Origin of the sequence: uncultured Corynebacterium sp., from assembly GCF_947253065.1 — a bacterium.
Taxonomy (GTDB): domain Bacteria; phylum Actinomycetota; class Actinomycetes; order Mycobacteriales; family Mycobacteriaceae; genus Corynebacterium.
Genome location: NZ_CAMXWS010000029.1, coordinates 1 through 24233, shown reverse-complemented (window position 1 = coordinate 24233; position 24233 = coordinate 1). Strand labels below are relative to the sequence as shown.

Below are 24233 nucleotides of genomic sequence, written 5' to 3'. Positions count from 1 at the left end.
AACCCGTGTTGCCGCCGTGAAAGGGCGGAGTCCTAGGCCTCTAGACGATGGGGGCCAATGCTGTTAGACAGCTCGCCTATCATAAACCTGCGCGCGACCCAGTTCCAAATGAGCTGGTCACTGGGATAAAAAACCTACCGCTTAGTGGGCGACAGGAACCATCCGCGCACGGTCGTCGCGAGAGCTGACCACGGTCTTGCCGAATGGGAAGCACGTGACCGGAATGAGCTTGATATTTGCCCACGCCAATGGCAGACCAATGATGGTGATGGCCTGCGCAGCTGCGGTGATGACGTGCCCAATGGCCAGCCACAAACCCGCAACAATGAACCAGATGACATTGCCGATGACGCTCAGTCCCCCACTGCTATTGGTGTCCACGACTTCCCGGCCGAATGGCCAGAGAACGAATCCGGCGATGCGGAACGAGGCTACGCCGAAGGGGATGGTCACGATGAGCAGGCATGCCACAATGCCGGCCAGAATGTAGCCCAAGAAAAGCCAGATGCCTGCGGTAACAAGCCAGATGATGTTGAGAATCAGTCGAATTAGTCCCATACGACAAGCATAGTTGGGTTTTTACAGGTCGTGTTTTGCAGAAATCACGTTGAGCATGACCTGTTGCGGCACTACGCGCGACAGAGCGAAAGCGACAGGTGCCATAGACCCGACGGCGTAGTGCGGCTTGGGGCGCGCAGCCTTTAGCGGCCGAAGGATTTCACGGGCGACCCGCTCGGCGCTGATTCCGCTTGCTTCGTTGCGGTTCAGTTTCCTAAGCATGTGGTCGAATTCCGTGGCGTACGGCCCGAACTTATCCACGTAGGTGGTGCGGCGCGCAGAAAGACCGGTGGCAATAGAGCCAGGCTCAACTGTTGTGACCCCAATCCCGAAAGGCGCGACCTCCCTGCGGGCGGAGGCGGCGAAACCTCTAATCGCGGCCTTCGATGCGACATACGAAGAGCGGAATCCGAGCGGGAAGCTGCCCAGCATGGAGCCAACCATCACGACTCGGCCGCGCCTCGCCGAGCGCATAGCGGGAAGTAGGCGTTGCGTGAGGTCCACGTGCCCGATCACGTTGACTTGGAAGAGTCGCTCGAGCGCGTCGCGCGGCAGCTCTTCAAAGGGGCCCGACTGCGATTCGCCCGCATTATTCACCAGTACAGCGGGAGTTCCCAGCGCAAGAATTTCGGCAGCGCAGGATTCGATGGACGCAGCATCACCGAGATCAAGGCCAATGTATGTCACGCCGGGCAATGGCGCACCCACACTCGCAGGATTCCTCGTCGTCCCCACCACTCGGTATCCCTCCTCCACGAGCAACCGGGCAGTAGCTTCCCCAATGCCGGAGGTAGCGCCCGTGACCACGGCAAGTTCACCGGGACCAACGGGCGGAAGTTGCGGGCTGGAAAAGAGTCGTGTGATTCCCATGCCCAAAGCTTAGGCGAGCAAAACAAGACTTACGGCCATAACGGCCATTCCGACGATGACGCCATAAACAGCGGCGTGGTGGCGGTCAGTGGAAATCGCGGTGGGCAGCAGTTTGTCCAGGCTGACAAACACCATGATCCCGGCGATCATGGCAAAGGTGATACCCAAAGATGCTGGGCCGAGGAAGGGCTTTAGGAAGAGGTAACCCAGGATGGCGCCCAATGGTTCGGCAAGACCGGACAGGGTCGCCCACCCGGCGGCCCGCCACCGTTTGCCGGTCGCTTCACGGATGGGCACAGCTACGGCGATGCCTTCTGGAACGTTGTGAATCGCGATCGCCACTGCAATCGGAGCTGCCAACACAGGGTCTTGCAGCGCAACGAAGAATGTGGCGAAGCCCTCGGGAAAATTGTGGATCGCGATTGCCAGCGCCGTCATCAGACCGACGCGTCGCATGCGTGCTGCGCCGATTGCGCTGGGCTCTTCGTGCGGGTTGATGTCTTCGGGCACGAAGCGGTCGATCACGGCGATCAATAAAACACCGGCGAAAAAGGCAGCGGGCCCCCACACATTGGCGGAGGAAACACCAGCTTCCTCAAGGCCTTCGATGCCTTGCGGCAGCAATTCGACGAGTGAGATATACAGCATCACGCCGGCGGAGAACCCGAGGGAGACCGCCAGGAAGCGCTCGTCAAGGTCGCGTTTGAGGGCGACGAGGAGGCCGCCAAGGGCCGTCGATAAGCCTGCGAACAAGCAAATCAAGAAAGCGACCATGCGCGAGGCCTACAGCAGGACCCATGGCTACCGCGAAGATTTACGACGCTGAACTTGAACCGACAAAGCAGGCGATGGCGGGGCGTTTTTCGTCGATAAGCGAATTGCAGGGCTCCTACCGCGCGATTGACCGCGACGACAAGGTCGGCATTGAGGTGCTTGTCGGCACAGATAGTGAGGGAAATCTCACCCAATGCGGCCTCAGCTACCGCTAAGAAGCAATGGCGCTTGACGACGCCTTGACGCCCCTAACCCATTCCCTCCTCGGCGTCTGGGACTAATCCTCCAAACGCGTGAGCAGCTCGTCGCGCACCTCCCGGCGACGGATCTTGCCCATCTGATCCTTCGGCAAATCCTCAAAGTGGTAGAAGCTGCGCGGCACCTTGTAGCGGGTCAGATTCTCGCGCGCGAACTCCTTGAGACTGTCCGGATTCAGCTCCGCACCACGGTCCAAGACCACGCACGCGACAACATCCTCGGAACCATCCGTGCGCGGGCGCCCCACGACCGCAACATCAACGACATCACGGTGCCCACGCAACGTCTCCTCTACCTCCGCCGGGTACACATTGAACCCGCCAGTGATAATGAGCTCCTTGATGCGGGAAACCAACTTGATAAAGCCGTCCTCCTCCATCACACCCATATCGCCGGTACGGAACCAACCGTTGTGGAAGACCTTCTCCGTCGCCTCCGGGTTGTTGAGGTACCCGCCGAAAACCTGCGGCCCCTTCACCAGGATTTCGCCAGCCTCGCCGTAGGGCATGTCCTCGTCGGGATTATCAGGGTTGACGATGCGCACCTCGGTGTCCGGGAACGGGATACCGATATACCCCGGGCGGCGGTCCGCGCTTTCCGGGTTACCGATCACAATCGGGGACGTCTCCGTCAGGCCATACCCCTCCACGAGCCGGCCACCCGTGACCTCTTCCCACTCCTCAATCACACTCGCCGGCAGCGACGACGCGCCCGAGAAGCCGATCTTCACCTGCGACAGGTCGACATTCTTCTCGCGGGCCGTCTGCACGATCCGCTCAAACACAGTCGGTACACCCGGCACAAATGTCGGCGGGGTCTTCTTCACCGCGCGCATGATCAAATCCATTGTCGGCGCCGGCAACAAAATCAGCTCACTGCCGATAAAGAACGTCAACGTCAGCGAGAACGTCAAACCATAAGCGTGAAAGAACGGCAGCGTGGCCAACATGCGCTGCCCTGGTTCCTGGAGCTCCTTGACCCAGGCACGACCCTGGACCGGATTGGCCAGCAAATTACGGTGCGTGAGCACCGCACCCTTCGGCGAGCCCGTGGTGCCGGATGTGTAAAGCACCAACGCAGGATCATCAGGTGACACATTCTTCGGTGTGTGCACACGTGGCGGAATGACCTTCTTCGGCCCAGCCATCTCCTCCCACGTCACCGTGTCCGTGGCCGGTGCAGTGAGTTGTTCGCGTGCCTGCTTCAGCTTGCCCACCGGCACCTGCAACGCCACTCGCTGCAGCAACGGCATCGCTTTAGTCATGTTCACACTGACGACAGTCTCAAGATCCGTGCTCTCATCAGCCTTGAGCTTGTTCGCCGTATCAGCCACCTTGTCCCACACAATCGCAACGCGCGCACCGTGGTCAGCGAACTGCGGACGCAACTCATGAGCGGTGTACAGCGGATTGTGCTCCACCACAATCGCGCCGAGTTTCTGCACTGCAAAGAACGCCACGACGTGCTGCGGGCAATTCGGCAGCATGATCGCCACCCGGTCGCCGTGCTGCACCCCCAGACGAGCCAAGCCAGCCGCTGCCCGTCGGACCTCAACTTCCAACTCCCCGTACGTCTGCGTCCTGCCAAAGAAGTTGGTCGCGGTCTTATTGGAATTGGTGGCAACACTGTCGTTGAAAATCTCAACGAGGGTCTTTTCTGGATACTCCAGAATATGACCAGTCCACTCCGGGTAATACTTCAACCAGGGCTTGTTTGCACGTTCGTTCTCTGTTGGCATGGCGTCCACCCTACGCGCGCACGTCAGGCTTAGTGCGCAAAGAAAACCCCACAGCCGAAAGATCAACTGTGGGGTGTGCACTCGTGGGCCCTGCGGGGCTCGAACCCGCGACCTGCGGATTAAAAGTCCGTAGCTCTACCAGCTGAGCTAAAGGCCCGTGCGCATACATGGTAGCGGGAATGTGCCAGCGGGAAGAAATTGGGGCGGGCTTAAACAAAAGCCCATGTCAGTTTGTGTGATTGCACCTGGTCGGGCAACAATAGGCCACGTGACTTCGACGATCCCTCAACTGCGCATTGGCGGCATGAATCTTGCCTCGCCTGTCATCCTTGCTCCGATGGCTGGCGTGACAAACATGCCGTTTCGTGTGCTTTGCCGTGAAATTGAGCAGCAGCTCACCGGCACTGCATCCGGGTTGTATGTGTGCGAGATGATCACCGCGCGTGCACTGGTTGAGGGCAATGAAAAGACATTGCACATGACGTCTTTCGCGCCGCAGGAAACTCCTCGGTCGATGCAGCTGTACACCGTTGATCCGGAGTACACGTACAAGGCGGTGCGCATGATCGTCGAGCATGACATGGCGGACCACGTGGATATGAATTTCGGGTGTCCTGTACCCAAGGTGACGCGTCGTGGCGGTGGCTCGGCACTCCCCTATAAGCGGAAGCTGTACGGCCAGATCGTCGACGCGGCTGTCCGGGCGACGGAAGGCACTGACATTCCGGTCACTGTGAAGTTCCGCATCGGCATTGACGACGAACACCACACCCACCTCGATGCCGGCCGCATCGCCGCTGACATGGGTGCCGCGGCCGTGACCCTGCATGGGCGCACCGCAGCGCAGCGCTATTCCGGTGACGCGGACTGGGGCGAGATCGCGCGCCTGGTTGAGCACATGGACGGCACCGGTGTCCCGGTCCTAGGCAACGGCGATATCTTCGCACCCGAAGACGCCCAGGCCATGATGGATGAAACCGGCTGCGCAGGTGTTGTTGTCGGACGTGGCTGCCTTGGCCGGCCGTGGCTTTTCGCCCAGCTCGGCGCCCAGCTGCGTGGCGAGGAGGTGCCGGAAGAGCCGACTTTGGGCGAAGTCGCACGCATCATTGCACGCCACGCGGAGCTCCTCGCCGAGCACGAAGGCGAAGACCGAGGATGCCGAGACATGCGCAAGCACGTAGGCTGGTATCTCAAAGGTTTTCCCGTCGGCGGTGAATTCCGTGGACAACTTGCACGCGTGTCCACTCTTGAGGAGCTGAATGAACAGCTCGCCACCATCGCTGACTCCACCCAGCGCGCCGAAGCAGCTGACTCAGCGCGCGGGCGCCAGGGCTCCGCTGCCAAGGTAGCGCTGCCTGAAGGCTGGTTGGACGACCCCGAAGATGACACTGTGCCCGTTGGAGCCGAAATCGATTCCAACGGCGGATAGCAAGGACGATCATTATGCGCACTAGTTACCGCGAACACCTCAGCGCATTCGCTGAGGACCTCCAGATCATGAGCGACACTGTGCGCACCATCATGCAGTACGCGTCCAAAGCGCTTCTCGACGGCTCGTTGGACTCCGCTGAGACCGCCCTCACCGAGGCGGACACACTACAAGAGATTCGGATCCGTTGCGAAGAGCGCAGCATGGCCCTCCTCGCGCTGGAAAGCCCCGTTGCATCTGATCTGCGCCAGGTCTTCACATCGATCTACATCGTGGAAGATTTCAACCGCATGGGAGCTCTCGCCCGGCACATCGCTAGTACCGCGCGTCTGCGCCACCCGGAATATGTGTATGACGAGAGCATGAAGGCAAGCGTCGAAAAGCTTGCGGAGCTGACTGGTGACATGATCGAGCTGATTCATGACCAGTTGATCAGCCCCGATGTGGAGGGCGCGTTGGAGATGAGCAAGATCGACGACGAGGTCGACGCTTTGAACCACTACCTCCTCGACACCGTGACCAGCCGCGAATGGGAAGGCTCTAACCGCGCTGCCGTCGATCTTGCGCTGGTTGCCCGCTACTACGAGCGCTATGCGGATCACTGCGTCAATGTGGCTGCCCGCATCGTCTTCCTGGTCACCGGGCTTACGCCCGAGCGCTACGTGCGCAAGAAGGACGCTGACGGCCATGACATCGAGATGGACGAGCGCTTCCGCGAGCTCGAGCGCTACTTCAGCCACGGACACATCAAGTAGCCCTAAACACAAAAGAATCCCTGCAGGATTAGCTCCCGCAGGGATTCTTTTCGTTTCGCTTTAGCCGAAGCGACCAGCGATGTAGTCCTCGGTCTCCTTGCGCTCCGGATTCTCGAAGATCGTGTTGGTGTCGTTGAACTCCACGAGGTGGCCCGGCTTGCCGGTGGCCTCGAGGGAGAAGAACGCCGTCTTGTCGGACACACGAGCTGCCTGCTGCATGTTGTGCGTCACGATGACGATGGTGTACTCGTTCTTCAGCTCGTGGATCAGATCCTCCACAGCGAGGGTGGAAATCGGGTCCAGAGCGGAACACGGCTCATCCATGAGCAGAACTTCCGGCTGAACTGCGATCGCACGAGCGATGCACAGACGCTGCTGCTGACCACCGGAGAGGCCGCCGCCCGGCTTGTCCAGACGGTCCTTGACCTCGTCCCACAGGTTCGCGCCGCGCAGGGAGCGCTCAGCGACTTCCTTCAGCTTCTTTTTGTTCTTCTCACCCGACAGCTTCAGGCCGGCGACGACATTGTCCTCGATGGACATGGTCGGGAACGGGTTCGCCTTCTGGAACACCATGCCGATGGTGTTGCGGACAGCCACTGGGTCGACGTTCTTGGCGTAGATATCGTGGCCGTCGAGAAGCACCTGGCCGTCGACGGTCGCGTTCGGGATGACCTCGTGCATGCGGTTCAGGGTGCGCAGCACGGTGGACTTGCCGCAGCCGGACGGGCCGATAAATGCGGTCACAGCCTGTGCCGGAATGTCCATGTTGACGTTCTGCACAGCGTGGAAGTCACCGTAGTAGATATTCAGGTCGTTGAGCTGGAGCTTGGTAGGCATTGTTTTCTCCTAGATGGGAATGAAAGGGCGGGCGACTTATTTCTTGACCGAGAACTTCGCGGCAATGAAACGTGCCAGCAAGTTCAGAACGACCACGATGATGACAAGTGTGAGGGCTGCGCCCCACAGACGGTCCATGACCGGCTGCGCGGAGCCCGACTTCCACATGTCCAGCATGAACAGCGGCAGCGAGGACTGCGGCTGGTTGAACAAGCCGAACCAGTTGAGCATCGGGGTGGAACCCACAAGGATCAGCACCGGTGCGGACTCACCCATGACGCGGGCAATAGCCAGCATGACACCAGTGACGATGCCGGATAGTGCAGTCGGCAGCACGATACGCGCAATCGTCTTCCACTTCGGAACACCCAGGGCGTATGACGCCTCGCGCAGATCCATCGGCACGACGCGGAGCATCTCTTCTGTGTTACGGACAACGACCGGGACCATCAGCAGGATGAGCGACAGTGACACGGCAAAGCCGGAACGCTGCTGCCCCAGGATGGTGATCCACAGTGCGTAGATGAACAGAGCGGAAACGATCGACGGGACACCGGAGAGAATGTCCACCATGAAGGTGGTCACCTTGCCTAGCCTGTTTCCGTTGGAGTACTCCACCAGGTAAATCGCGGTAAAGATACCGATCGGGATGGAGATCAGTGATGCGATCAGGGTCTGCATCAAGGTGCCGGCGATGGCGTGCAGTGCACCGCCGCCCTCACGACGCGCGCGGACACCGACCATGTCATCGGTCCACCAGTCCGGGTTGAGGATCGCTTCGTAGCCACGGATCACCAAGGTCGCCAGCAGCCACAGCAGCGGGATGAGCGCGAGGAGCATGGCGAACCACATCAGGCCGCCCATGATCGAGTTAGTTGTCTTACGGGAAGACGCGATATCGGTGAACGGGCTGCCGCCGACTGGGGTTACCGGTTCGCGTGTTGCGGTGACCTTCGTGGACTCGCCGTTCTTATTACCGGGGTATGCAGTGCTCATGTCATACACCTACTTCTTGTTGACGATCGCGCGGGCGATCGAGTTGACGATGAAGGTCAGCAGGAACAACACCAGACCAGCGGAGATGTATGCACCTGCGGAGGTCGGGTTGTTGAACTCTGCGGAAGCACTCGCGATGGCGGTAGCGAAGGTCGAGCCGCCGTCGAAAAGCGAACCGCGGAATTCCGGACCGGTCGGGACAACCATGTAGAGCGCCATGGTCTCACCCAGTGCGCGACCAAGGCCGAGCATGGACCCGGCGATGAAACCGGACATACCAAACGGCAGGACCGTCATACGGATGACTTCCCAGCGGGTGGCACCGAGTGCCAGAGCGGACTCGATCTGCCCCGGAGGGGTCTGCACAAAGATCTCGCGAGTGGTTGCAGCGATGATCGGCAGAATCATGATCGCCAGGACGATGCCACCAGTGAGCATGTTGCCGCCCGTCGCGAACGACGGAGAGTTGATGTACTGCTTGAACAGTACGAAATCGCCTGCCCAGGAGTGCAGCCACTCGTAGAAGCCAGACAGCTTCGGGCCGAGCACCTGGGCACCCCACAGGCCGTAAACAATCGACGGAACCGCAGCGAGCATATCCACCAACGTCGCCAGCGGGCGCACCAGCTTCTTCGGCGCGTAGTTAGACAGGAAGATCGCGATACCAAGGGCGACCGGCATCGCAATGATCAACGCGATGATGGAGATTGTGATCGTGGTGAAGAAGAGGTTCGGGATACCGAACCGCATATCGTCGTGGTTCGCGGTCTGCCACTGTCCGCCGTAGGTGAAGAAGTTTTCGTTGTTCAGGCGCAGTGGCTCAAATGCCTGGATGAGCAGGAACAGACCGACCGCGATGATGATCACGGTGATCAGGGTTGCGGAAACGGTGGACAGGATCTCGAAGACACGGTCGCCCGGGCGCTTCACTCCGGCGCTGGAAGAAGGGTTTCCGGCCTTCGGCTCTTCCACCTGTGCCTGCGGCGTTGCCTGCGACGAACCCCCGACGGGTGCGGCGCTGGTGGCGGAGCCAGTTGCCGGCAAGTCGTTGTCAGCCATAGTGACGATTCCTTTGGATTTGAAGTTCAGTGAGCGGGAAGCGTGTTACTCCCCACGGGGTGACGGTCTGCGAACCGCCCACCACGTGAACAAGCCCCCGGCTCACAGCAGCGGCGGGGGCATGTTCTCATCCAGACTGTGAGACTGGATGATTGTGAAGCAAGGTCTTAGCTGATGGCGTCGACGGAAGCCTTCAGCTTCTCTGCGAACTCACCCTTGACCGGGATGAAGCCAGCGTCAGCGAGCTCCTCGTCCTGGGACTCGAGGACGACGGTGAGGAAGTCCTTGACCATGTTCTTGGTCTCCTCGTCGTAGCCCTTGGAGCAGACGATCTCGTAGGTGGTCAGAACGAGCGGGTATGCGCCCTCGTCCTTGGAAGCGAACAGTGCCTTAGAGTCAACGACCATGTCGTTGCCCTCAGACTTGAACTGGACGTTATCGAGAGCCTTGTTAACGGTATCGTCGTTCAGTTCAACTGCGCCAGCACCGAAGTCGATGTTTGCAACGCCCAGGTCGAGGTCAGCGGCGTAGCCGGACTCGACGTAGGTGATTGCACCAGCGGTTGCGTTGACTTCCTCAGCGACAGCGGTGGAGCCTTCCTTACCGATGCCGACCTCCTTCGGGAATGCCTTGCCTTCGCCGGTCCACTTGCCGTCGGAAGCGGAAGCCAGGAACTTCTGGAAGTTGTCGGAGGTACCGGACTCATCGGAGCGGTAGATCACGGAGATGTTCTGGTCCGGGAGCTCAACGCCCTCGTTGTTCTCGGCGATCTTCTCGTCGTTCCACTTGGTGATGGTGCCGTCGAAGATCTCAACGATGTTGTCGATGGTCAGGTTCAGGCTGTCGACGCCCTCGATGTTGTAAGCGAGAGCGACCGGACCGATGACCATCGGCAGGTGCCATGCGTCGTTGCCGCCGCAACGCTCCTTAGCAGCCTCGACCTCGCCCTTGTCCTCCTTCAGAGCGGAGTCGGAGCCAGCGAAGACTGCCTGGTTTGCGATGAAGTTCTTGATACCGGAGCCGGAACCAGTTGCGTTGTACGCAAGGTTCGCACCCGGAACTTCCTCGGAGTAGCGAGCGCCGAAGTACTCCATGGCGTTCTTCTGGGAGGTAGCGCCCTCAGCAACGAGCTGGCCAGCCTGGCCGGACAGACCCTCGATGGAGCCTGCTTCCTGGCCAGCGTTGTCAGCGTTCTCGTTGGAGTCGCCACAAGCAACGAGGGTGACGGAGGTCAGTGCAGCAATACCTGCAATAGCTGCAGAGCGCTTGATGTTACGGATCACGGGAATGCCTTTCCGGTGCGAATTCAGATTCTTCTGAGCATCGGTCCCAGGCAACCTGCGACGCCATGTTGGCGCACTTGCGGTCCATGCCTGAGTGCTCACAGCAGGGAAAGCTACGGCTCCAGTGTTAACCCCACAGGCCCTAAACGGTGAACAATGAGTTAACTTTGGGAATTCCTGTGAACCACATGGGTGTGACACGCTGAAACAAGCTGCCGTTCACCCATAAATACCCAGGTCAAAGGGCGGTTTATTTGGCTTTAGGTCGAATAGACTTTATGCCGTTCGGCGACTGTGAATCCCATCACTTTGTAGCGATTGACGGCTGGTTCATTGTCCGCTTCGACGTACAGGATCACCCGCTTGGCACCCCCTGCAACGAGGTGCTCCAGCCCGGCGCGCATCAACGGATCCCCGAGGCCTTGGCCGCGGAAATCAGATGACAGGCCGACAACGTAGACCTCCCCGATTTCCGGGGAGTGGCGCTTGGTCCAGTGGAAGCCAGCGAGCTGTGGCTCACCATTCCCCAGAGCCCAGAGAAAGCGCACGCCTTCTGGCTCGAACCATTCGGTGTTCATCGCTTCATGGAGCGCGTCCATGTCCCAGCCGCCTTGCTCGGGGTGCCAGGAAAATGCGTCGTTATTGACGGCAAGCCAGGCTTCTTCGACAGCGTCACGGCCCCAGCGCTCGATGGATGCGGGGTAGCTCAGCTCCAGATAATCGCTCGGCAATGCATTCGCCACAGAACCTAATGCGCCAATTGCTTGGAGTTCTTCCCCGTCCACTCCCATCACGAGCAATTCGCGGGTGGGCTGCAAAGACAGCTTCGCAGCCAGGGCTTGTGCGGCGGGAAGGTCACCATGGGCCCACAAACCAGCATCGTTGCGCGCTTCCAGCACGGTGCGCGCAAGCGTTGTGCCATAACCATTCCGGCGGGCGGGCGGGTCGACGACCAATTCGACGGATCGGTCGGGGGCGCAGGCGGCGAGGGCGGTGAGGGTGCCGTCGATAAGCAGTGCCCAATGAGTATGGCCTTTGGGGCGGTCGATGCCGGTGACGAAGGCCTCGGAAAATGCCTCCACCCCATCGGCCTCATGCGCGCGCTGAAGCAATGCGTGCGCGTCGCTGACCAGCGCTGCATCGGTGGAAAAGTCGACTTTTCGGACGGCATGTAAACCCTGTGTCATGCCCCCAGGCTACGGTAAAGACATGAAGGCGAAAGGGTTGGCGTATACGGCGGGCACGCTCGTTGGTGTCGTCGCGTTGGCATTCGGTGTTGATGCGGCGTACGCGGCGCACGTGGAGCGCACGCTGGCCTCGTATGCACGCGAAGCCGATGATTTGCCGGCGGACCCGGATACGTATGTCGGGGGTTTCCCTTTCGCACAAGTGGTTGCCACTGGCAAAGTGCCACGCGTGAGCTTCCAGGCGTTCGACGTGCAGCTGGACGGCATTGGCATCGTGAATACCCGCACGGATATTTATGACATCGTTGTCGATGCTGAACGTGCTTTCGCCGCGGAATTTGCGGGAACTCAAGCAAAGCGCGTGGAGCACACGCTTTCGCTCGATGGCGTTGCTTTCGGCCAGTTGCTGGACATGACGGACTTGGATATTGCTAATCCGTACGACATTTCACCGACTGGTGGCAGCGCCAGCGAGGCCCAGCTCACCGGCACTGTGCCCGGCACGAGTGAGAAAACATCAGCGGTGGTCACCCTGCGTATCCACGGATCGACGTTCCGCATGGAGCCAAAGCAGCTTATCGACGTCCCGGCGGGCCTCGCCCCAGCCGTCGAATCCGCTTACACGCTCGAACTGGACACACGCGACCTGCCCATCGGCGGTCAGGCAGACATGGTGGAGGTAGCTGGTGGCTCGATTCGGTTCTCCTCGCAGGAGCATGCGGTGACGGTGACGCCGGAGCTGTTGTCCCCCATCGCTAAGCCAGCCAATGGGTGACTACGCTTGACGGACATGAGTGAAAACACCGACAACAACAAGCTGAACGGTAATGACGCGGTCAACCTGGCTGCTGAGCAGTCGAAGGGCACCGCACACCGCAATATCCCAGGTCTTGGCCTGGATGAGATCCCGCTGCCGGATGACACCGCTAACCTGCGCGAAGGTCCGAACCTGCACGATGGCCTGCTTGGCCTGCTGCCGCTCGTGGGCGTGTGGCAGGGCACCGGTCAGGCTGTCGAGTTGCCGGAGTCCCCGGATGAGGAGGGCAAGGAATACGCCTTCGGCCAGCAGCTGGTCATCTCCCACGACGGTGAGAATTACCTGCGCTTTGAGTCCCGCATCTGGCGCATTGATTCTGAGGGCAACCCCACCGGCGCTGACCAGCGAGAGACTGGTTTCTGGCGCATCTCTCTGAAGGACGAGATCGAGGTCACGCTGACCAATTCCCGTGGCCTGGTGGAGATCATGTACGGCGAGCCGGTCAACGAGCGCGCTTGGCAGATCACGTCTGCATCCACCATCGCGACGGAGCAGGGACCGGCTAACCACGGCCCCGGCAAGCGCATGTACGGCCTGATGCCGAATAACAACCTGGGCTGGGTCGACGAGCGCGTTGCTGCTGGATCCACTCAGGATGATCTGGTGTTCATCCCGTACATGTCGGGCGAACTGAAGCGAATCGCCGGTTAATCACCTGCGACATCGGAGGCTAGGGCTGCGTTGATCAGCGCGCGCACCTTAGCCTCTTCTTTTTTGCCCGGTTTGGGAAGTTCTTCCCCATCGATCGCGGTGACGCGCACACCACCGCGGACAGAGCTGACCAACCACACTTGGTCGGAGCTGAGCAGGTAGTCGATGTTGATGTCTTTTTCTTTGCAGCGCCAGCCCTCTTTCTCCCCTTGCGCGAAGATCGCGGCCTGCGTCGTTCCGGGCAGGACATCGCCGCCAGTGATCGGGGTGCGGAGCTTATTGCCACGCACGACGATGAGTGAAGATGTCGCGCCTTCAAGCACGCGCCCGGTCGAAGGGTCAACATAGACGACATCGTCGAAGCCCCGGCTCTTCGCCCAACGAACTGCGGACATCGCCGCAGCGTAGTTGAGGGTTTTCGCGCCGACGGTGAGCCACGGGGTGTCTTCCGTGGCGGCGAGTGTGTAGCCACGCGGCGCGGTCATCACCTTTGCGCCACGCTCGCGCAATTCAAGTTGATCGCGCGGGACAGGACGAACTGTCACCCACGCACTGGGCACCCCGGTGGATTCACGGCCACGGGTGTAGGTCCACTGGCATTTCGCCTCCACATCTTCCGCGTCGAGGCCCGATTCACGGATGAAGTCCGCGACAGCTTGCTCGGTGCCACGCTGCCAGGTCTCCCAATTCGGTGCAGGCAGATCGAGCAATTTCGCTGAATTGTTAAAGCGCGCGAAGTGCGCCTTGAGGTGTGTCGGCTTTCCACCGGTGACAAGGATGGTTTCAAAGCATCCATCACCACGCGTGACTGCGGCATCGTCCCAGTACACATGGGGTAAATTCGCATTCTGCCGACGCATGGAACCGCCGAACGGTTCAACGAGGTAAATGACAGCTTGATTGTGTCCCATACCTGCCCATTATGCCCGCGTAGAATCGCTTCTGTGAATACCTATCGTTCGCCCCTACTGAGTTTCAATGGAGCGGCCGAGCTCCCCGACGCCACGAGCACGCTTATCGACGCTGCCGGTGTCCCCTGGCACTACTCCGACCCCCTGCGCGAGCAGCGTTTTGTTTCGCGAGGCGGTGTCGCAGTTGACCGCAGCCACCGCACTGTCATTCGCGTCACTGGCCCAGAGGCCGCAGCATTCCTGAACAACCTGTTGTCGCAGAAGCTCGACGACGTCCCTGATGGTTATTCCGCTGCTACCTGCGACCTGGATATGCAAGGTCGCATCCTCCACCACGCGGATATCACTCGTGTTGGGGATACGTTCTACCTGGACACGCCGTCTTATTCCGGGCAATCTCTGCTTGATTACCTGACCAAGATGATCTTCTGGTCTGATGTCACGGTTGAGGAAGCAGACCTAGGCATTATCACCGTGCTCGGGGCACCGTCCTCCTTCGAGGTACCGGAGTCCCTCGGCGCAGAGTTCACCCGCAAGGTGGAGTGGGCAGGCGCCCGACGCATCGACATCGCAGTCCCCCGCGAGCAGCTTGCTACTGCCTACCGCACGCTCACCGGTGCTGATGCTGGCGTTAAGCTCGAGCGCGCTGGCCTCATGGCGTTCACCGCTGAGCGCGTCAAGGCCCTCGAGCCTGAGCAACGCGCCGACCTAGATGCGAAATCCATCCCGCACGAAGCACCCACGCTCATCGCACGCGGCGGCCGCAAAGGAGCCGTTCACCTGGATAAGGGCTGCTACCGCGGGCAGGAAACTGTCGCACGAGTAGAAAACCTCGGACGCTCCCCGCGCCTGCTCGTGCTTGTCCACCTCGATGGATCAGCACCAGCAGAACCGGAAGCGGGCACAGCAATCACCCTTGGTGGGCGCACTGTTGGCAGGCTCGGCACAGTCGTGCACGACTGTGATTACGGCCCGATCGCGCTCGCATTGGTAAAGCGCTCAGCGCTCAATATTCCCGATGCAGGGCAGGGTGCAAACATCATCCTCGAGATCGAGGCCGGCGATGAAGAAAATGGCACGATGACCGTCACCGCGGCGGTGGATATTGATTCCTTGCCGGCGGATGAGGGCGAAAAGGCGGGCCGACGCGCCGTCGATAAGCTGCGCGGGCGTGGCCAGTAGATACGCGTGATCCCCGCACCTCCTACGTCGCAAGCGACGTGGGGTTTCACGTGCGGGGATTCAAACGGTCTAATTAACGGTCGTCTTCGTCAGCGTCCCAGTCCGCATACTCGGCGTACTGCGGGTCGACCTCGTACTCATCATCCGAGTCGTAATCGTCGTTCCACTGGTTAGAAGGGGCCTTGCCCGCGAGCTCCCGTTGGAGAGAATCGAGATCCATCTCGGGCGTGTTGTACTTCAACTGGCGTGCGACCTTGGTCTGCTTTGCTTTGGCGCGTCCGCGACCCATGGCGTGACCCCCTTGAGGTGTCTAAAGGGCGGCTCGATTTATCGGCGGCCCTTTTGAAAACGTCTGAAAATTTGTCCTGCATGCCATAATAGCGTGCAAGTCAAATTATGTCGCGCACCGCCTCTACCTGCGCAAATGATTCGGCGGTTCCATTTACGCAGTCTTGGTTATCAATCAGAAGGTTTAATGAACGTGCGAACCGACCAGCGTTGCACGCTTACCGCCATCTTCCTCCGTGGCATTGCGCACGACACCGAGTTCCCAGCACTCCACGTGGCGTGCTGTGAGCATGGCCAGCGCACGATCACGGTCCTCCGGGGCGACGATAGCGACCATGCCAACGCCCATGTTGAAGGTCTTTTCCATCTCCTCGTCGGCGACCTTGCCCACGGTGCGGATGGTGCGGAAGATCTGCGGCGGTTCCCAGGATGTGCGGTGCATCTCTGCGATCTTGCCCTCAGGGATAACGCGCTCCATATTGCCCACCAGACCACCACCGGTGACGTGGCAGAAGGTGCGCACCTCGCACTCGCTAGCCAGCGCCAGGCAGTCGAGGGCGTAGATGCGTGTCGGCTCCAAAAGCTCCTCGCCGAGCGTGCGGCCAAGCTCTTCAATGTGGCCGTCCAACGGCAGCCCAGCCTTTTCCAGCAAAACGTGGCGGGCCAACGAGTAGCCATTGGAGTGCAGACCAGAAGACGCCATGCCGATGATCACATCGCCCTCACGCACACGGTCAGGGCCCAGCAGCTCATCAGCTTCAACAACGCCGACTGCAGTGGCGGAGACGTCATATTCGTCCTCCCCCATCACGCCCGGGTGCTCAGCAGTCTCGCCACCGAGCAGAGCACAACCAGCCTGGACACAACCTTCGGCAATGCCCTCGACGATGGTGGCCACCTTCTCCGGCACGACCTTGCCCACCGCAATATAATCCTGCAAGAAGAGCGGCTCCGCGCCACAGACCACCAGGTCATCAACACACATCGCCACCAAGTCGATGCCGATCGTGTCGTGTTTGTCCATAGCCTGCGCGACCGCGAGCTTGGTACCCACGCCATCAGAGCCCGCTGCCAAGAGCGGCTCCTTGTAATTGCCCAGTGCGAAAAGTCCTGCGAATCCGCCGAGGCTGCCACGCACCTCTGGGCGGGTTGCGCGCTTTGCGTGCGGGGCGAACAGCTCGACGGCCTTATCGCCGGCCTCAATATCAACGCCGGCGGCGGCATAAGAAACAGAAGTGTCCGGCTGCTGGTTTTCCGGGGTGGTCATTGAACTACATCCCTTCCTGAATGCGCCGAACTGCATCGGCATTAGCGTTATTCTCGGGCAATCCGAGTGGGTAATGGCCGTCGAAGCACGCGGCGCAAAGATTATTTGCAGGCTTGCCTGTCGACGCAATCATGTCATCGATACTCACGAACGCGAGCGAATCAGCCCCGATAACCCGGCAGATATTCTCCGCCACAGCCTCATCGTTACCGCCAGCATTATTGGCAATAAGCTCACCCGGGCTGGCGAAGTCAATGCCGTAGAAACACGGCCACTTCACCGGCGGAGATGCGATGCGCACATGCACCTCCGCTGCACCGGCTTCGCGGAGCATTCGGATGAGCTTGCGCTGCGTATTACCGCGCACGATCGAGTCATCCACAACGACGAGGGACTTGCCCTCAATGATTTCGCGCACTGGGTTGAGCTTCAGGCGCAGGCCCAGCTGGCGCAATGTATCCGAAGGCTGAATGAAGGTGCGGCCAACATAGGCGTTCTTCATCAAACCCTGCGCGAACGGAATACCAGATTCTTCGGCATATCCGATCGCAGCTGGCGTACCGGATTCTGGCACCGGCATGACAATGTCACCGTCGACCGGAGCGACATGGGAGAGACGGCGACCGATCTCCAAACGTGTCGCATTCACGGTGGTGCCTTCCACCACCGAATCCGGACGCGCGATGTAGACGTACTCAAAAACACACGTCTTCGGAGTCGACGTGGCGAATTTCTCCGAATGAATCCCGGAATCATCAATCGCGATCAGCTCGCCTGGCTCAATATCGCGAACGAACGACGCACCGGTAATGTCCAGCGCCGCGGTCTCACTAGCCACGACCCAACCCTGCTCCAACCTGCCCAGCGAAAGCGGACGCACACCATGCGGGTCACGCGCCGCATACAAGGTCTTGCCATCGGTGAATACGAGGCAGAACGCGCCCTTGAGCGTCGGCAGAAGGTCACGCACAGAATCAAGCAGAGTGCGGTCGTCCTTCACCCCGTCGGCAAGCAGTGCGGAAACAACGGCCGTATCCGAGGATGACCCCTGCCCCGCAACACCCCCCTGCGGGACGAGCTTGCGACGAATCGCCTCATCCTGCAGCGTCTTGTAATTCACCAGGTTGCCGTTATGCGCCAACGAAACATCCGTGCCGTCCGGCGAGGTCCGGAACATCGGCTGGACATTCTCCCAGTTCTGCGAACCAGCAGTGGAATAACGGGTGTGGCCAATCGCCACATCGCCCTGCAACGCATCCAAAATCGCCTCATCAAAGACCTGCGAGACCAACCCGCTGTCCTTGAACACAACGATCCGGCCCTCATCGCCCACCGCGATACCAGCCCCCTCCTGGCCACGGTGTTGCAACGCGAAGAGCCCGAAATACGTCAGCCTGGAGACATCCTCACCCGGTGCCCATACACCGAATACACCGCACTCCTCGCGCGGCTCATTCTCCTCGGCTTCCAAATCTGGCAGTGCACCAGCATTGACAGCATCGACAGCATCAGCATTTAGGCTTTGCACGGGCTCAACCCTAGTGGATTCACCGACCTAGAGGGCAATCACCGGCAACCCAACAGCAACCTCGCCGGCGCGAGACCCCGAAGCAGACACCCTCCCATCAGCCACCGCCGCGTCATAGTCCAACTTCCCCGTGGCTAGCTGCAGCCATACCTCCGGTGCCATCTCCACCACATTCGGCGGAGTGCCACGAGTATGTCTTGGCCCCTCCACACACTGGACAGCCACAAACGGGGGCACACGCAATTCCACCGTGTGGCCGGGAAGCTCGGCGGCGAGGGCACGCACCGAACGTCGACAAGCATCTGCGATCAAGCTACGAGCAGGAACAGGCGCTCCTTCCGGGTCCTCAATCCACTCGCGAACAGCCTCTACCGCGGCCCGCGTCGCCTTAGGGTCGTTCTTAGGAGCCATGAATTCATCATAGGTATTAAACTCACAGGAATGACCGAGACTGCGGAAACTGTACACAAGCCCTCATCCATCACTCTCCGATTCATGGCGGCGCCCACCGACGTAATCCACGCCGGTGCGCAAGGCGTTTCCGGCGGCCGCGTTCTGGAGTGGATCGACAAAGCCGCATACGCATGCGCCGTGCAGTGGTCCTCGACTTACTGCGTCACCGCATACGTAGGCCACATCCACTTCACCCGCCCCATCCCGTCTGGCCACATCGTCGAAGTACGCTCCCGCATCGCCATGACCGGGCGTTCCTCCATGCACATCGTCAACGAAGTGCTCTCCGCCGACCCGCGCGAAGGTGTTTTCACTCGTGCCTGCGACTGCCTGGTCATCTTCGTGGCCAAGGACACCGAGACCGGCAAGAGCAAGGCTGTGCCGACCTACGTCCCACAGACCGAGGAAGAAAAGCGCGTCGAACAGGCAGCCAAGTCGCGCCTTGACCTGCGTAAGAACATCGAAGACGAGATGCTCAAGCAGTCCTACGAAGGTGAATCCAAAGCCCCGCGCATCATCCACCGCTTCATGGCCAAGCCGACCGACATCAACTGGGGTGGCAAGGTCCACGGCGGCACCGCGATGGAGTGGATCGACGCCGCTGGTACGTCCTGCACCATGGAATGGTCCGGTGAGCAGACCGTCGCTGTTTACGCCGGCGGCATTCGCTTCTACCGTCCCATCGCCATCGGCGACCTCATCGAGGTCGATGCCCGCCTCACCCGTACCGGTGAGCGTTCCATGAGCGTGACCACCCACGTCCGCTCCGGTGACCCCCGTGGTGGACGTGAAAGCCTCGAAACCGCCATCCACGCCACCTTCACCTACGTGGCCACCGGCATCGACGGCGAACCGCTCCAGGCACGCACCTTCGTCCCAGAGACCGAGGCCGACAAGGCCCTGTGGGATCACGCAGAGGTGCTCAAGGAACTCCGCGAGGAATACCACCCGATCCCGCTGGTGACCCCGACTCCGGCGCGTCAGACCACCGATTAAGGTCGCGCAACGTGCGGCATTCGTGTCGCACAGCGCATATGAAAAGGCGCGGGGATTTTCCCCGCGCCTTTTGTCATAGCTACCTGTTGGCTACTGCTGCTGTCTTAGACCGCCGCATTCGGCGCATCAGCATGAGCGAACAGACCCGGCAGGGTGCCTGCCCATGCGGTGCGCAGAGCCTCCATGCCGACGGACTGGCCAGCGGCCGGAGCACCTTCAGCGAACGTGATCTCACCGCTCAGGTTCGTGGAACCAACGACAGCAGCCGGGATGCCCAGCTCCACTGCCTCAGCGACAACGCGGTCAACGCGGTCCGGGCTGCACGCCACGAGCACGCGAGAAGCGGACTCGGAGAACAGCGCAGTGAACGCGTCTTCGTGCACGTCAGTCAGGTTGAGCTCTGCACCCTTATCGGTGTCCTTGATCATTTCGAAGACAGCCTGGCCCAGGCCACCTTCGGAAAGGTCATGGGCAGCGGTGAGGCCTTCAGCCTTATCACAGAAGAAGTCTGCCAGCTTCGCCTCATTAGCCAGGTCCACCTGCGGCGGCAGACCAGAAAGTCCGCCACCAGAGATCTCCTGCCAGATCGAGCCACCGAATTCATCCTTCGTCTCACCGAGGAGCACCAGGACATCGGAGTCCTCGTTGTTGACCACACGGTGGCTCACCGAGTGCGCCACATCCTCGATCACACCGAGCACACCGACCACCGGCGTCGGCAGAATCGGCACATCACCAGTCTGGTTATAGAACGACACGTTGCCGCCAGACACCGGAATACCCAGTTCCTTCGCACCATCAGCCAGGCCATGAACAGCCTCACGGAACTGCCACATCACGTCCGGGTTCTCCGGGGAGCCGAAGTTCAGGCAGTTGGTCACAGCGACCGGACGAGCACCGGTCACCGCGACATTGCGGTAAGACTCGGCCAGCGCGAGACGCGCACCCATATTCGGATCAAGGTAGGAATAACGGCCAGACGCATCAGCGGAGACAGCGACGCCTCGGCCCGTCTCTTCGTCGATACGCAAAACGCCAGAATCCGCGTGACGTGCCTGAACAGTGTTGCCGCGCACGTAACGGTCGTACTGCTCAGTGATCCAGTCGCGCGAGCACAGCGCCGGGGACGCGACGAGCTTCAGCCATGCATCCGCAACTTGCGCAGGCTTATCGACGTCCCCCTGCTCCTGCACCCCGTCCTGCCACTCCGGGCGCGCCCAGGGGCGCTCATAAACCGGAGCTTCGTCCGCGATGGTCGACGGCGGCGCATCGAGAACGATTTCACCGTTGTGCTCAATAACAAGGCGATCATCTTCATCGGTGACCTCACCGATCTCCGCGCAGTTGACATCCCACTTCGCGCAGATTGCCTTGAATTTCTCCACATTCTCCGGAGCCACGACAGCGCACATACGCTCCTGAGACTCGGAAGCGAGGATCTCCGCTGCAGTCATATTCTCAGCACGCAGTGGAACAGCGTCGAGGTTGACGCGCATACCACCATCACCGGCAGCTGCTAGCTCCGACGTAGCACACGCCAGGCCCGCACCACCGAGGTCCTGGATACCGACAACGACATCAGCGCCGTAGAGCTCCAGGCAGCACTCGATCAAGACCTTCTCCGCGAACGGGTCACCGACCTGAACAGCAGGAAGTTTGCGCTCCGCGCCATCTTCGAAGCTCTCGGATGCGAGCACTGACACGCCACCAATGCCATCAAGGCCCGTGCGGGAACCGAACAGCATCACCTTATTGCCGGTACCGGATGCGAATGCGAGCTTCAGATCCTCGACCTTGAGGGTGCCCACACACAGTGCATTGACCAGCGGGTTACCTGCATAGGTCGCATCAAAAGAGGTCTCACCACCGATATTCGGCAGACCAAGCGAGTTGCCGTAGCCACCAATGCCCGACACAACGCCCGGAAGGACACGCTTCATGTCATCCGCATCGGCCGGACCAAAGCGCAGCTGGTCCATCACCGCAATCGGGCGGGCACCCATAGCCATGATGTCGCGGACAATGCCACCAACACCGGTCGCAGCGCCCTGGTAGGGCTCCACATACGAAGGGTGGTTGTGGGACTCGACGCGGAAAGTCACCGCGTCACCGCCGCCAATATCCACCACACCTGCGTTCTCACCGATGCCAGCGAGAATCTTCGACGCCATCTCCTCGGTCATCGTTTCGCCGAAGTAGCGCAGGTGCACCTTAGAAGACTTGTACGAGCAGTGCTCGGACCACATGACGGAGTAGACAGTCAGCTCCGCATCCGTCGGGCGACGGCCCAGAATCCCCTTGATGCGGGCGTACTCATCATCTTTCAAGCCCAGTGCAGCGTACGGCTGCTCGTGCTCTGGCGATGCCTTCGCGGCTTCAACAGTGTCGTTGTGCACGCCTGTGTTCTTTCCTTGCTGAGCAGTCACGCGAATCAAGCTCCGATCTTCGAGATTTCGGCGATGGCGGACTGAATCAGTCCCAGCCCATCAGTGGACGGCCCGGTCAGCAGGTCGATGGCGTGCTCCGGGTGCGGCATCAAGCCAACGACACGGCGATTCTCGCTGGTCACACCAGCAATACCGTTCATCGAGCCATTGAAGTTGTCGGTGTAGCGGAACACCACACGACCCTCTGCCTCCAGCTCATCGACGGTGGACTGGTCCGCCTGGAAGCGACCCTCACCGTGCTTGGCCGGCACGAGAATCTTCTGCCCCGCCTCGAACTGACTGGTCCATGCAGTCTCAGCATTGGCCACCTCGAGGAAGGTATCTGTGCAGTGGAAGTGCAGACCCTTATTACGAGTCAGCGCACCCGGCAGCAGCCCTGCTTCGGTCAAAATCTGGAAACCATTGCAGATGCCCAGCACCGGCATGCCCTTACCTGCGGCCTCGACGACAGCTTTCATCATCGGCGCCATCGCCGCGATCGCGCCGGAGCGCAGGTAGTCACCATAAGAGAAGCCGCCGGGCACGATGACAGCATCCACACCTGTGAGATCCTCATCCGCATGCCAAAGCGACTTCGGCTCTGCTCCGCCGAGGCGGACAGCGCGCAGCGCATCCACATCATCCAGCGTGCCGGGGAACGTGATCACCCCGATGGTCGCTGTCATGCTTAGGCCTCCTCTTCACGCACGACGACGAAGTCCTCGATCACCGTGTTAGTCAGCAGCGTCTCCGCAATACGGTTCAGCTCCTCATCGGTGACAGAGTCCGCGACCTCCAGCTCAAAGCGCTTGCCTTGGCGGACATCGGTCACCCCATTCACTCCGATACGACCCAGTGCCCGGTGGACGGCCTGACCCTGCGGATCCAGAATTTCGGCCTTGGGCATGACATTGACGACGACTCGTGCCATGAGAATCCTTCACATTCATTTCAGGTCTGAAGACGCCCGTCAGTATATCGGACAAGCCGACCACGGCCCGCGTCGTTGCCTTATCTCCAACACTGAGTTGAAAACAGTTTTCATTAGTGTTTAGATATTCCCCATGAAAAATCGAAAGCTCCACCGAGCCACAACGATCCTCGCCACCCTCACCCTCGCCGGCGCAGGCCTCACTGCCTGCTCCGATAGCGCCAGCGAGTCCCCGAACGCCGCTGGCGACTCCGACGCCTCCAACATCCTTGCCACCACGAGCGTCTGGGCTGACGTCGCCGCTGCCGTCACCGGAAACGACGTCGAAGCCGTCATCTCCGGCGCCAATATCGACCCCCACCACTTCGAACCGTCCGCCAAGGACCTTGCCCGCGTCCGCGAAGCCGGCACCCTCGTTGCCAACGGTGGCCCCTACGACGCCAGCCTGTACACCGTTGCCGAGCAGGATCGCATCATCAGCGCCATCCCCCTCGTGAGCAAAGAAGAAGCTGAAGCCCACGACCATGAGCACGACCATGGTCATGACCACGACGCCCTCCCTTCCGACCCAAACGAGCTTGAGCACTCCTGGTTCTCCCCGACCAAGGTGAAGGAAGTCGCCGCCAAGGTTCAGGAGAAGGTCGGCGGTTCCACGGAAGACGTTGATAAGCGGATGGATGCGGTGAGCGAGAAGCTCGCCAGCGTGCCGCATATCCACGTCGGCATGACCGAGCCGATCGCCGCACCGCTGATCTGGGGCACGGAGATCCACGACATCACCCCGGAGGGCTACTTAAAGGCCGCACTCAACGAGAGCGAGCCGTCCGTGCAGGATGTCGCCGCGTTCCTCGACCAGATCAAGAACGGTCACATCGACATACTCATCGTCAATCCGCAGAACACGAACAGCGCGACCGAGCAGCTTGCCAACGCCGCCAAAGAAAATGATGTGCCGGTCGTTGAGATGCGCGAGACTCCGCCTGAGGGCGTGAACTTCCTCGACTACTTCGAGCAGGTCGTCGATGAGCTCATGGCAACG

25 protein-coding genes and 1 tRNA gene are annotated in these 24233 nt (G+C 60.4%); 8 read left to right on the top strand and 18 right to left on the bottom strand.

The annotated features are described in order from the left end of the window. Positions 1–141 precede the first annotated feature (141 nt). The 3 genes from Q0X21_RS07695 to zupT are packed head-to-tail and all read right to left on the bottom strand — an operon-like array spanning position 142 to position 2202. Complete coding sequence (locus tag Q0X21_RS07695; RefSeq protein ID WP_297851297.1) at positions 142–558, bottom strand: YccF domain-containing protein; 417 nt, start codon at positions 556–558, stop codon at positions 142–144. A gap of 21 nt (positions 559–579) precedes the next feature. After that, on the bottom strand, positions 580–1428 hold the full coding sequence (locus Q0X21_RS07690) for an SDR family oxidoreductase (RefSeq protein WP_297851296.1): 849 nt from the start codon (positions 1426–1428) through the stop codon (positions 580–582). A 9-nt stretch (positions 1429–1437) separates the two neighbouring features. Beyond that, entirely contained in the window at positions 1438–2202 is a 765-nt protein-coding gene (gene zupT / locus Q0X21_RS07685) for a zinc transporter ZupT (RefSeq protein ID WP_297851295.1), read from the bottom strand. Positions 2203–2225: 23 nt separating this feature from the next. Here zupT and Q0X21_RS07680 point away from each other — a divergent pair, with 23 nt between their 5' ends. Then, on the top strand, positions 2226–2417 hold the full coding sequence (locus Q0X21_RS07680; RefSeq protein ID WP_297851294.1) for a hypothetical protein: 192 nt from the start codon (positions 2226–2228) through the stop codon (positions 2415–2417). Positions 2418–2479: 62 nt separating this feature from the next. Here Q0X21_RS07680 and Q0X21_RS07675 read toward each other — a convergent pair whose 3' ends face one another. Together Q0X21_RS07675 and Q0X21_RS07670 are read right to left on the bottom strand one after the other, a co-directional pair. After that, a complete protein-coding gene (locus tag Q0X21_RS07675) occupies positions 2480–4198 on the bottom strand; it encodes a long-chain-fatty-acid--CoA ligase (protein WP_297851293.1) in 1719 nt (572 codons plus the stop codon). 84 nt (positions 4199–4282) lie between these two features. Beyond that, positions 4283–4355 (bottom strand) — tRNA-Lys (locus tag Q0X21_RS07670). Positions 4356–4502: 147 nt separating this feature from the next. Here Q0X21_RS07670 and dusB point away from each other — a divergent pair. Both dusB and Q0X21_RS07660 read left to right on the top strand, forming a co-directional pair. After that, positions 4503–5627, top strand: a complete 1125-nt coding sequence (dusB, locus tag Q0X21_RS07665; RefSeq protein WP_297851301.1) for a tRNA dihydrouridine synthase DusB — start codon at positions 4503–4505, stop codon at positions 5625–5627. Positions 5628–5641: 14 nt separating this feature from the next. Further along, positions 5642–6382, top strand: a complete 741-nt coding sequence (locus Q0X21_RS07660) for a phosphate uptake regulator PhoU (protein ID WP_297851292.1) — start codon at positions 5642–5644, stop codon at positions 6380–6382. A 60-nt stretch (positions 6383–6442) separates the two neighbouring features. Here the strand turns inward: Q0X21_RS07660 and pstB are convergent, their stop codons facing one another. From pstB to mshD, 5 genes are all read right to left on the bottom strand, one after another. Continuing rightward, positions 6443–7219, bottom strand: coding sequence for a phosphate ABC transporter ATP-binding protein PstB (gene pstB / locus Q0X21_RS07655; RefSeq protein ID WP_297851291.1), 777 nt, complete (start codon positions 7217–7219; stop codon positions 6443–6445). A 36-nt stretch (positions 7220–7255) separates the two neighbouring features. After that, the gene (gene pstA, locus Q0X21_RS07650; protein ID WP_297851290.1) at positions 7256–8215 is read right to left on the bottom strand and encodes a phosphate ABC transporter permease PstA; all 960 of its coding nucleotides are present in this window, start codon (positions 8213–8215) and stop codon (positions 7256–7258) included. A 9-nt stretch (positions 8216–8224) separates the two neighbouring features. Further along, on the bottom strand, positions 8225–9274 hold the full coding sequence (gene pstC, locus Q0X21_RS07645; RefSeq protein ID WP_297851289.1) for a phosphate ABC transporter permease subunit PstC: 1050 nt from the start codon (positions 9272–9274) through the stop codon (positions 8225–8227). A 167-nt stretch (positions 9275–9441) separates the two neighbouring features. Next, a complete protein-coding gene (gene pstS, locus Q0X21_RS07640) occupies positions 9442–10557 on the bottom strand; it encodes a phosphate ABC transporter substrate-binding protein PstS (protein ID WP_297851288.1) in 1116 nt (371 codons plus the stop codon). A gap of 260 nt (positions 10558–10817) precedes the next feature. Next, positions 10818–11744 carry a mycothiol synthase gene (gene mshD / locus Q0X21_RS07635; protein ID WP_297851287.1) on the bottom strand — a complete coding sequence of 309 codons (927 nt, stop codon included), beginning with the start codon at positions 11742–11744 and terminating at the stop codon, positions 10818–10820. Between the two features lie 22 nt (positions 11745–11766). Here mshD and Q0X21_RS07630 point away from each other — a divergent pair, with 22 nt between their 5' ends. Both Q0X21_RS07630 and Q0X21_RS07625 read left to right on the top strand, forming a co-directional pair. After that, the gene (locus tag Q0X21_RS07630; RefSeq protein WP_297851286.1) at positions 11767–12519 is read left to right on the top strand and encodes a DUF2993 domain-containing protein; all 753 of its coding nucleotides are present in this window, start codon (positions 11767–11769) and stop codon (positions 12517–12519) included. Positions 12520–12534: 15 nt separating this feature from the next. After that, on the top strand, positions 12535–13212 hold the full coding sequence (locus tag Q0X21_RS07625; RefSeq protein WP_297851285.1) for an FABP family protein: 678 nt from the start codon (positions 12535–12537) through the stop codon (positions 13210–13212). On the opposite strand, the gene Q0X21_RS07620 is transcribed toward Q0X21_RS07625, so the two are convergent. After that, positions 13209–14123, bottom strand: a complete 915-nt coding sequence (locus tag Q0X21_RS07620; RefSeq protein WP_297851283.1) for an aminodeoxychorismate lyase — start codon at positions 14121–14123, stop codon at positions 13209–13211. The two genes, Q0X21_RS07625 and Q0X21_RS07620, sit on opposite strands and share 4 nt — an antisense overlap. 24 nt (positions 14124–14147) lie before the next feature. On the opposite strand from Q0X21_RS07620, the gene Q0X21_RS07615 reads away from it, so the two are divergent. Then, entirely contained in the window at positions 14148–15305 is a 1158-nt protein-coding gene (locus tag Q0X21_RS07615; RefSeq protein ID WP_297851299.1) for a folate-binding protein YgfZ, read from the top strand. Between the two features lie 73 nt (positions 15306–15378). Here Q0X21_RS07615 and Q0X21_RS07610 read toward each other — a convergent pair whose 3' ends face one another. The 4 genes from Q0X21_RS07610 to Q0X21_RS07595 form a co-directional block, all read right to left on the bottom strand. Beyond that, positions 15379–15594 carry a DUF3073 domain-containing protein gene (locus Q0X21_RS07610; RefSeq protein ID WP_297851282.1) on the bottom strand — a complete coding sequence of 72 codons (216 nt, stop codon included), beginning with the start codon at positions 15592–15594 and terminating at the stop codon, positions 15379–15381. A gap of 183 nt (positions 15595–15777) precedes the next feature. Continuing rightward, complete coding sequence (purM, locus tag Q0X21_RS07605) at positions 15778–16860, bottom strand: phosphoribosylformylglycinamidine cyclo-ligase (protein ID WP_297851281.1); 1083 nt, start codon at positions 16858–16860, stop codon at positions 15778–15780. A gap of 4 nt (positions 16861–16864) precedes the next feature. Next, positions 16865–18340, bottom strand: coding sequence for an amidophosphoribosyltransferase (gene purF, locus Q0X21_RS07600; RefSeq protein ID WP_297851298.1), 1476 nt, complete (start codon positions 18338–18340; stop codon positions 16865–16867). A gap of 75 nt (positions 18341–18415) precedes the next feature. Beyond that, entirely contained in the window at positions 18416–18799 is a 384-nt protein-coding gene (locus tag Q0X21_RS07595; protein WP_297851280.1) for a sterol carrier family protein, read from the bottom strand. A gap of 30 nt (positions 18800–18829) precedes the next feature. Between Q0X21_RS07595 and Q0X21_RS07590 the strand changes: the two genes are divergently transcribed. Further along, positions 18830–19837, top strand: a complete 1008-nt coding sequence (locus Q0X21_RS07590) for an acyl-CoA thioesterase (protein ID WP_297851279.1) — start codon at positions 18830–18832, stop codon at positions 19835–19837. Between the two features lie 104 nt (positions 19838–19941). Here the strand turns inward: Q0X21_RS07590 and purL are convergent, their stop codons facing one another. From purL to purS, 3 genes are read right to left on the bottom strand one after another with little or no spacing between them, the layout of a single operon-like run. Beyond that, positions 19942–22263 carry a phosphoribosylformylglycinamidine synthase subunit PurL gene (gene purL, locus Q0X21_RS07585; RefSeq protein ID WP_297851278.1) on the bottom strand — a complete coding sequence of 774 codons (2322 nt, stop codon included), beginning with the start codon at positions 22261–22263 and terminating at the stop codon, positions 19942–19944. A 5-nt stretch (positions 22264–22268) separates the two neighbouring features. After that, positions 22269–22949, bottom strand: a complete 681-nt coding sequence (gene purQ, locus Q0X21_RS07580) for a phosphoribosylformylglycinamidine synthase subunit PurQ (RefSeq protein WP_297851277.1) — start codon at positions 22947–22949, stop codon at positions 22269–22271. 2 nt (positions 22950–22951) lie between these two features. After that, the gene (purS, locus tag Q0X21_RS07575; protein ID WP_297851276.1) at positions 22952–23194 is read right to left on the bottom strand and encodes a phosphoribosylformylglycinamidine synthase subunit PurS; all 243 of its coding nucleotides are present in this window, start codon (positions 23192–23194) and stop codon (positions 22952–22954) included. 133 nt (positions 23195–23327) lie between these two features. On the opposite strand from purS, the gene Q0X21_RS07570 reads away from it, so the two are divergent. Further along, positions 23328–24233 (top strand): metal ABC transporter solute-binding protein, Zn/Mn family (locus Q0X21_RS07570; RefSeq protein ID WP_297851275.1); only part of this gene is annotated, 906 nt, incomplete at its 3' end.

Coding starts and splice junctions, on each gene's coding strand:
- zupT (WP_297851295.1), bottom strand. CDS start 2,202: ATGGTCGCTTTCTTGATTTGCTTGTTCGCAGGCTTATCGACGGCCCTT.
- pstC (WP_297851289.1), bottom strand. CDS start 9,274: ATGGCTGACAACGACTTGCCGGCAACTGGCTCCGCCACCAGCGCCGCA.
- Q0X21_RS07695 (WP_297851297.1), bottom strand. CDS start 558: ATGGGACTAATTCGACTGATTCTCAACATCATCTGGCTTGTTACCGCA.
- Q0X21_RS07680 (WP_297851294.1), top strand. CDS start 2,226: ATGGCTACCGCGAAGATTTACGACGCTGAACTTGAACCGACAAAGCAG.
- Q0X21_RS07625 (WP_297851285.1), top strand. CDS start 12,535: ATGAGTGAAAACACCGACAACAACAAGCTGAACGGTAATGACGCGGTC.
- Q0X21_RS07630 (WP_297851286.1), top strand. CDS start 11,767: ATGAAGGCGAAAGGGTTGGCGTATACGGCGGGCACGCTCGTTGGTGTC.
- purM (WP_297851281.1), bottom strand. CDS start 16,860: ATGACCACCCCGGAAAACCAGCAGCCGGACACTTCTGTTTCTTATGCC.
- dusB (WP_297851301.1), top strand. CDS start 4,503: ATGAATCTTGCCTCGCCTGTCATCCTTGCTCCGATGGCTGGCGTGACA.
- purS (WP_297851276.1), bottom strand. CDS start 23,194: ATGGCACGAGTCGTCGTCAATGTCATGCCCAAGGCCGAAATTCTGGAT.
- Q0X21_RS07590 (WP_297851279.1), top strand. CDS start 18,830: ATGACCGAGACTGCGGAAACTGTACACAAGCCCTCATCCATCACTCTC.
- Q0X21_RS07595 (WP_297851280.1), bottom strand. CDS start 18,799: ATGGCTCCTAAGAACGACCCTAAGGCGACGCGGGCCGCGGTAGAGGCT.
- mshD (WP_297851287.1), bottom strand. CDS start 11,744: ATGACACAGGGTTTACATGCCGTCCGAAAAGTCGACTTTTCCACCGAT.
- pstA (WP_297851290.1), bottom strand. CDS start 8,215: ATGAGCACTGCATACCCCGGTAATAAGAACGGCGAGTCCACGAAGGTC.
- Q0X21_RS07620 (WP_297851283.1), bottom strand. CDS start 14,123: ATGGGACACAATCAAGCTGTCATTTACCTCGTTGAACCGTTCGGCGGT.
- purQ (WP_297851277.1), bottom strand. CDS start 22,949: ATGACAGCGACCATCGGGGTGATCACGTTCCCCGGCACGCTGGATGAT.
- pstB (WP_297851291.1), bottom strand. CDS start 7,219: ATGCCTACCAAGCTCCAGCTCAACGACCTGAATATCTACTACGGTGAC.
- Q0X21_RS07660 (WP_297851292.1), top strand. CDS start 5,642: ATGCGCACTAGTTACCGCGAACACCTCAGCGCATTCGCTGAGGACCTC.
- Q0X21_RS07690 (WP_297851296.1), bottom strand. CDS start 1,428: ATGGGAATCACACGACTCTTTTCCAGCCCGCAACTTCCGCCCGTTGGT.
- Q0X21_RS07675 (WP_297851293.1), bottom strand. CDS start 4,198: ATGCCAACAGAGAACGAACGTGCAAACAAGCCCTGGTTGAAGTATTAC.
- Q0X21_RS07610 (WP_297851282.1), bottom strand. CDS start 15,594: ATGGGTCGCGGACGCGCCAAAGCAAAGCAGACCAAGGTCGCACGCCAG.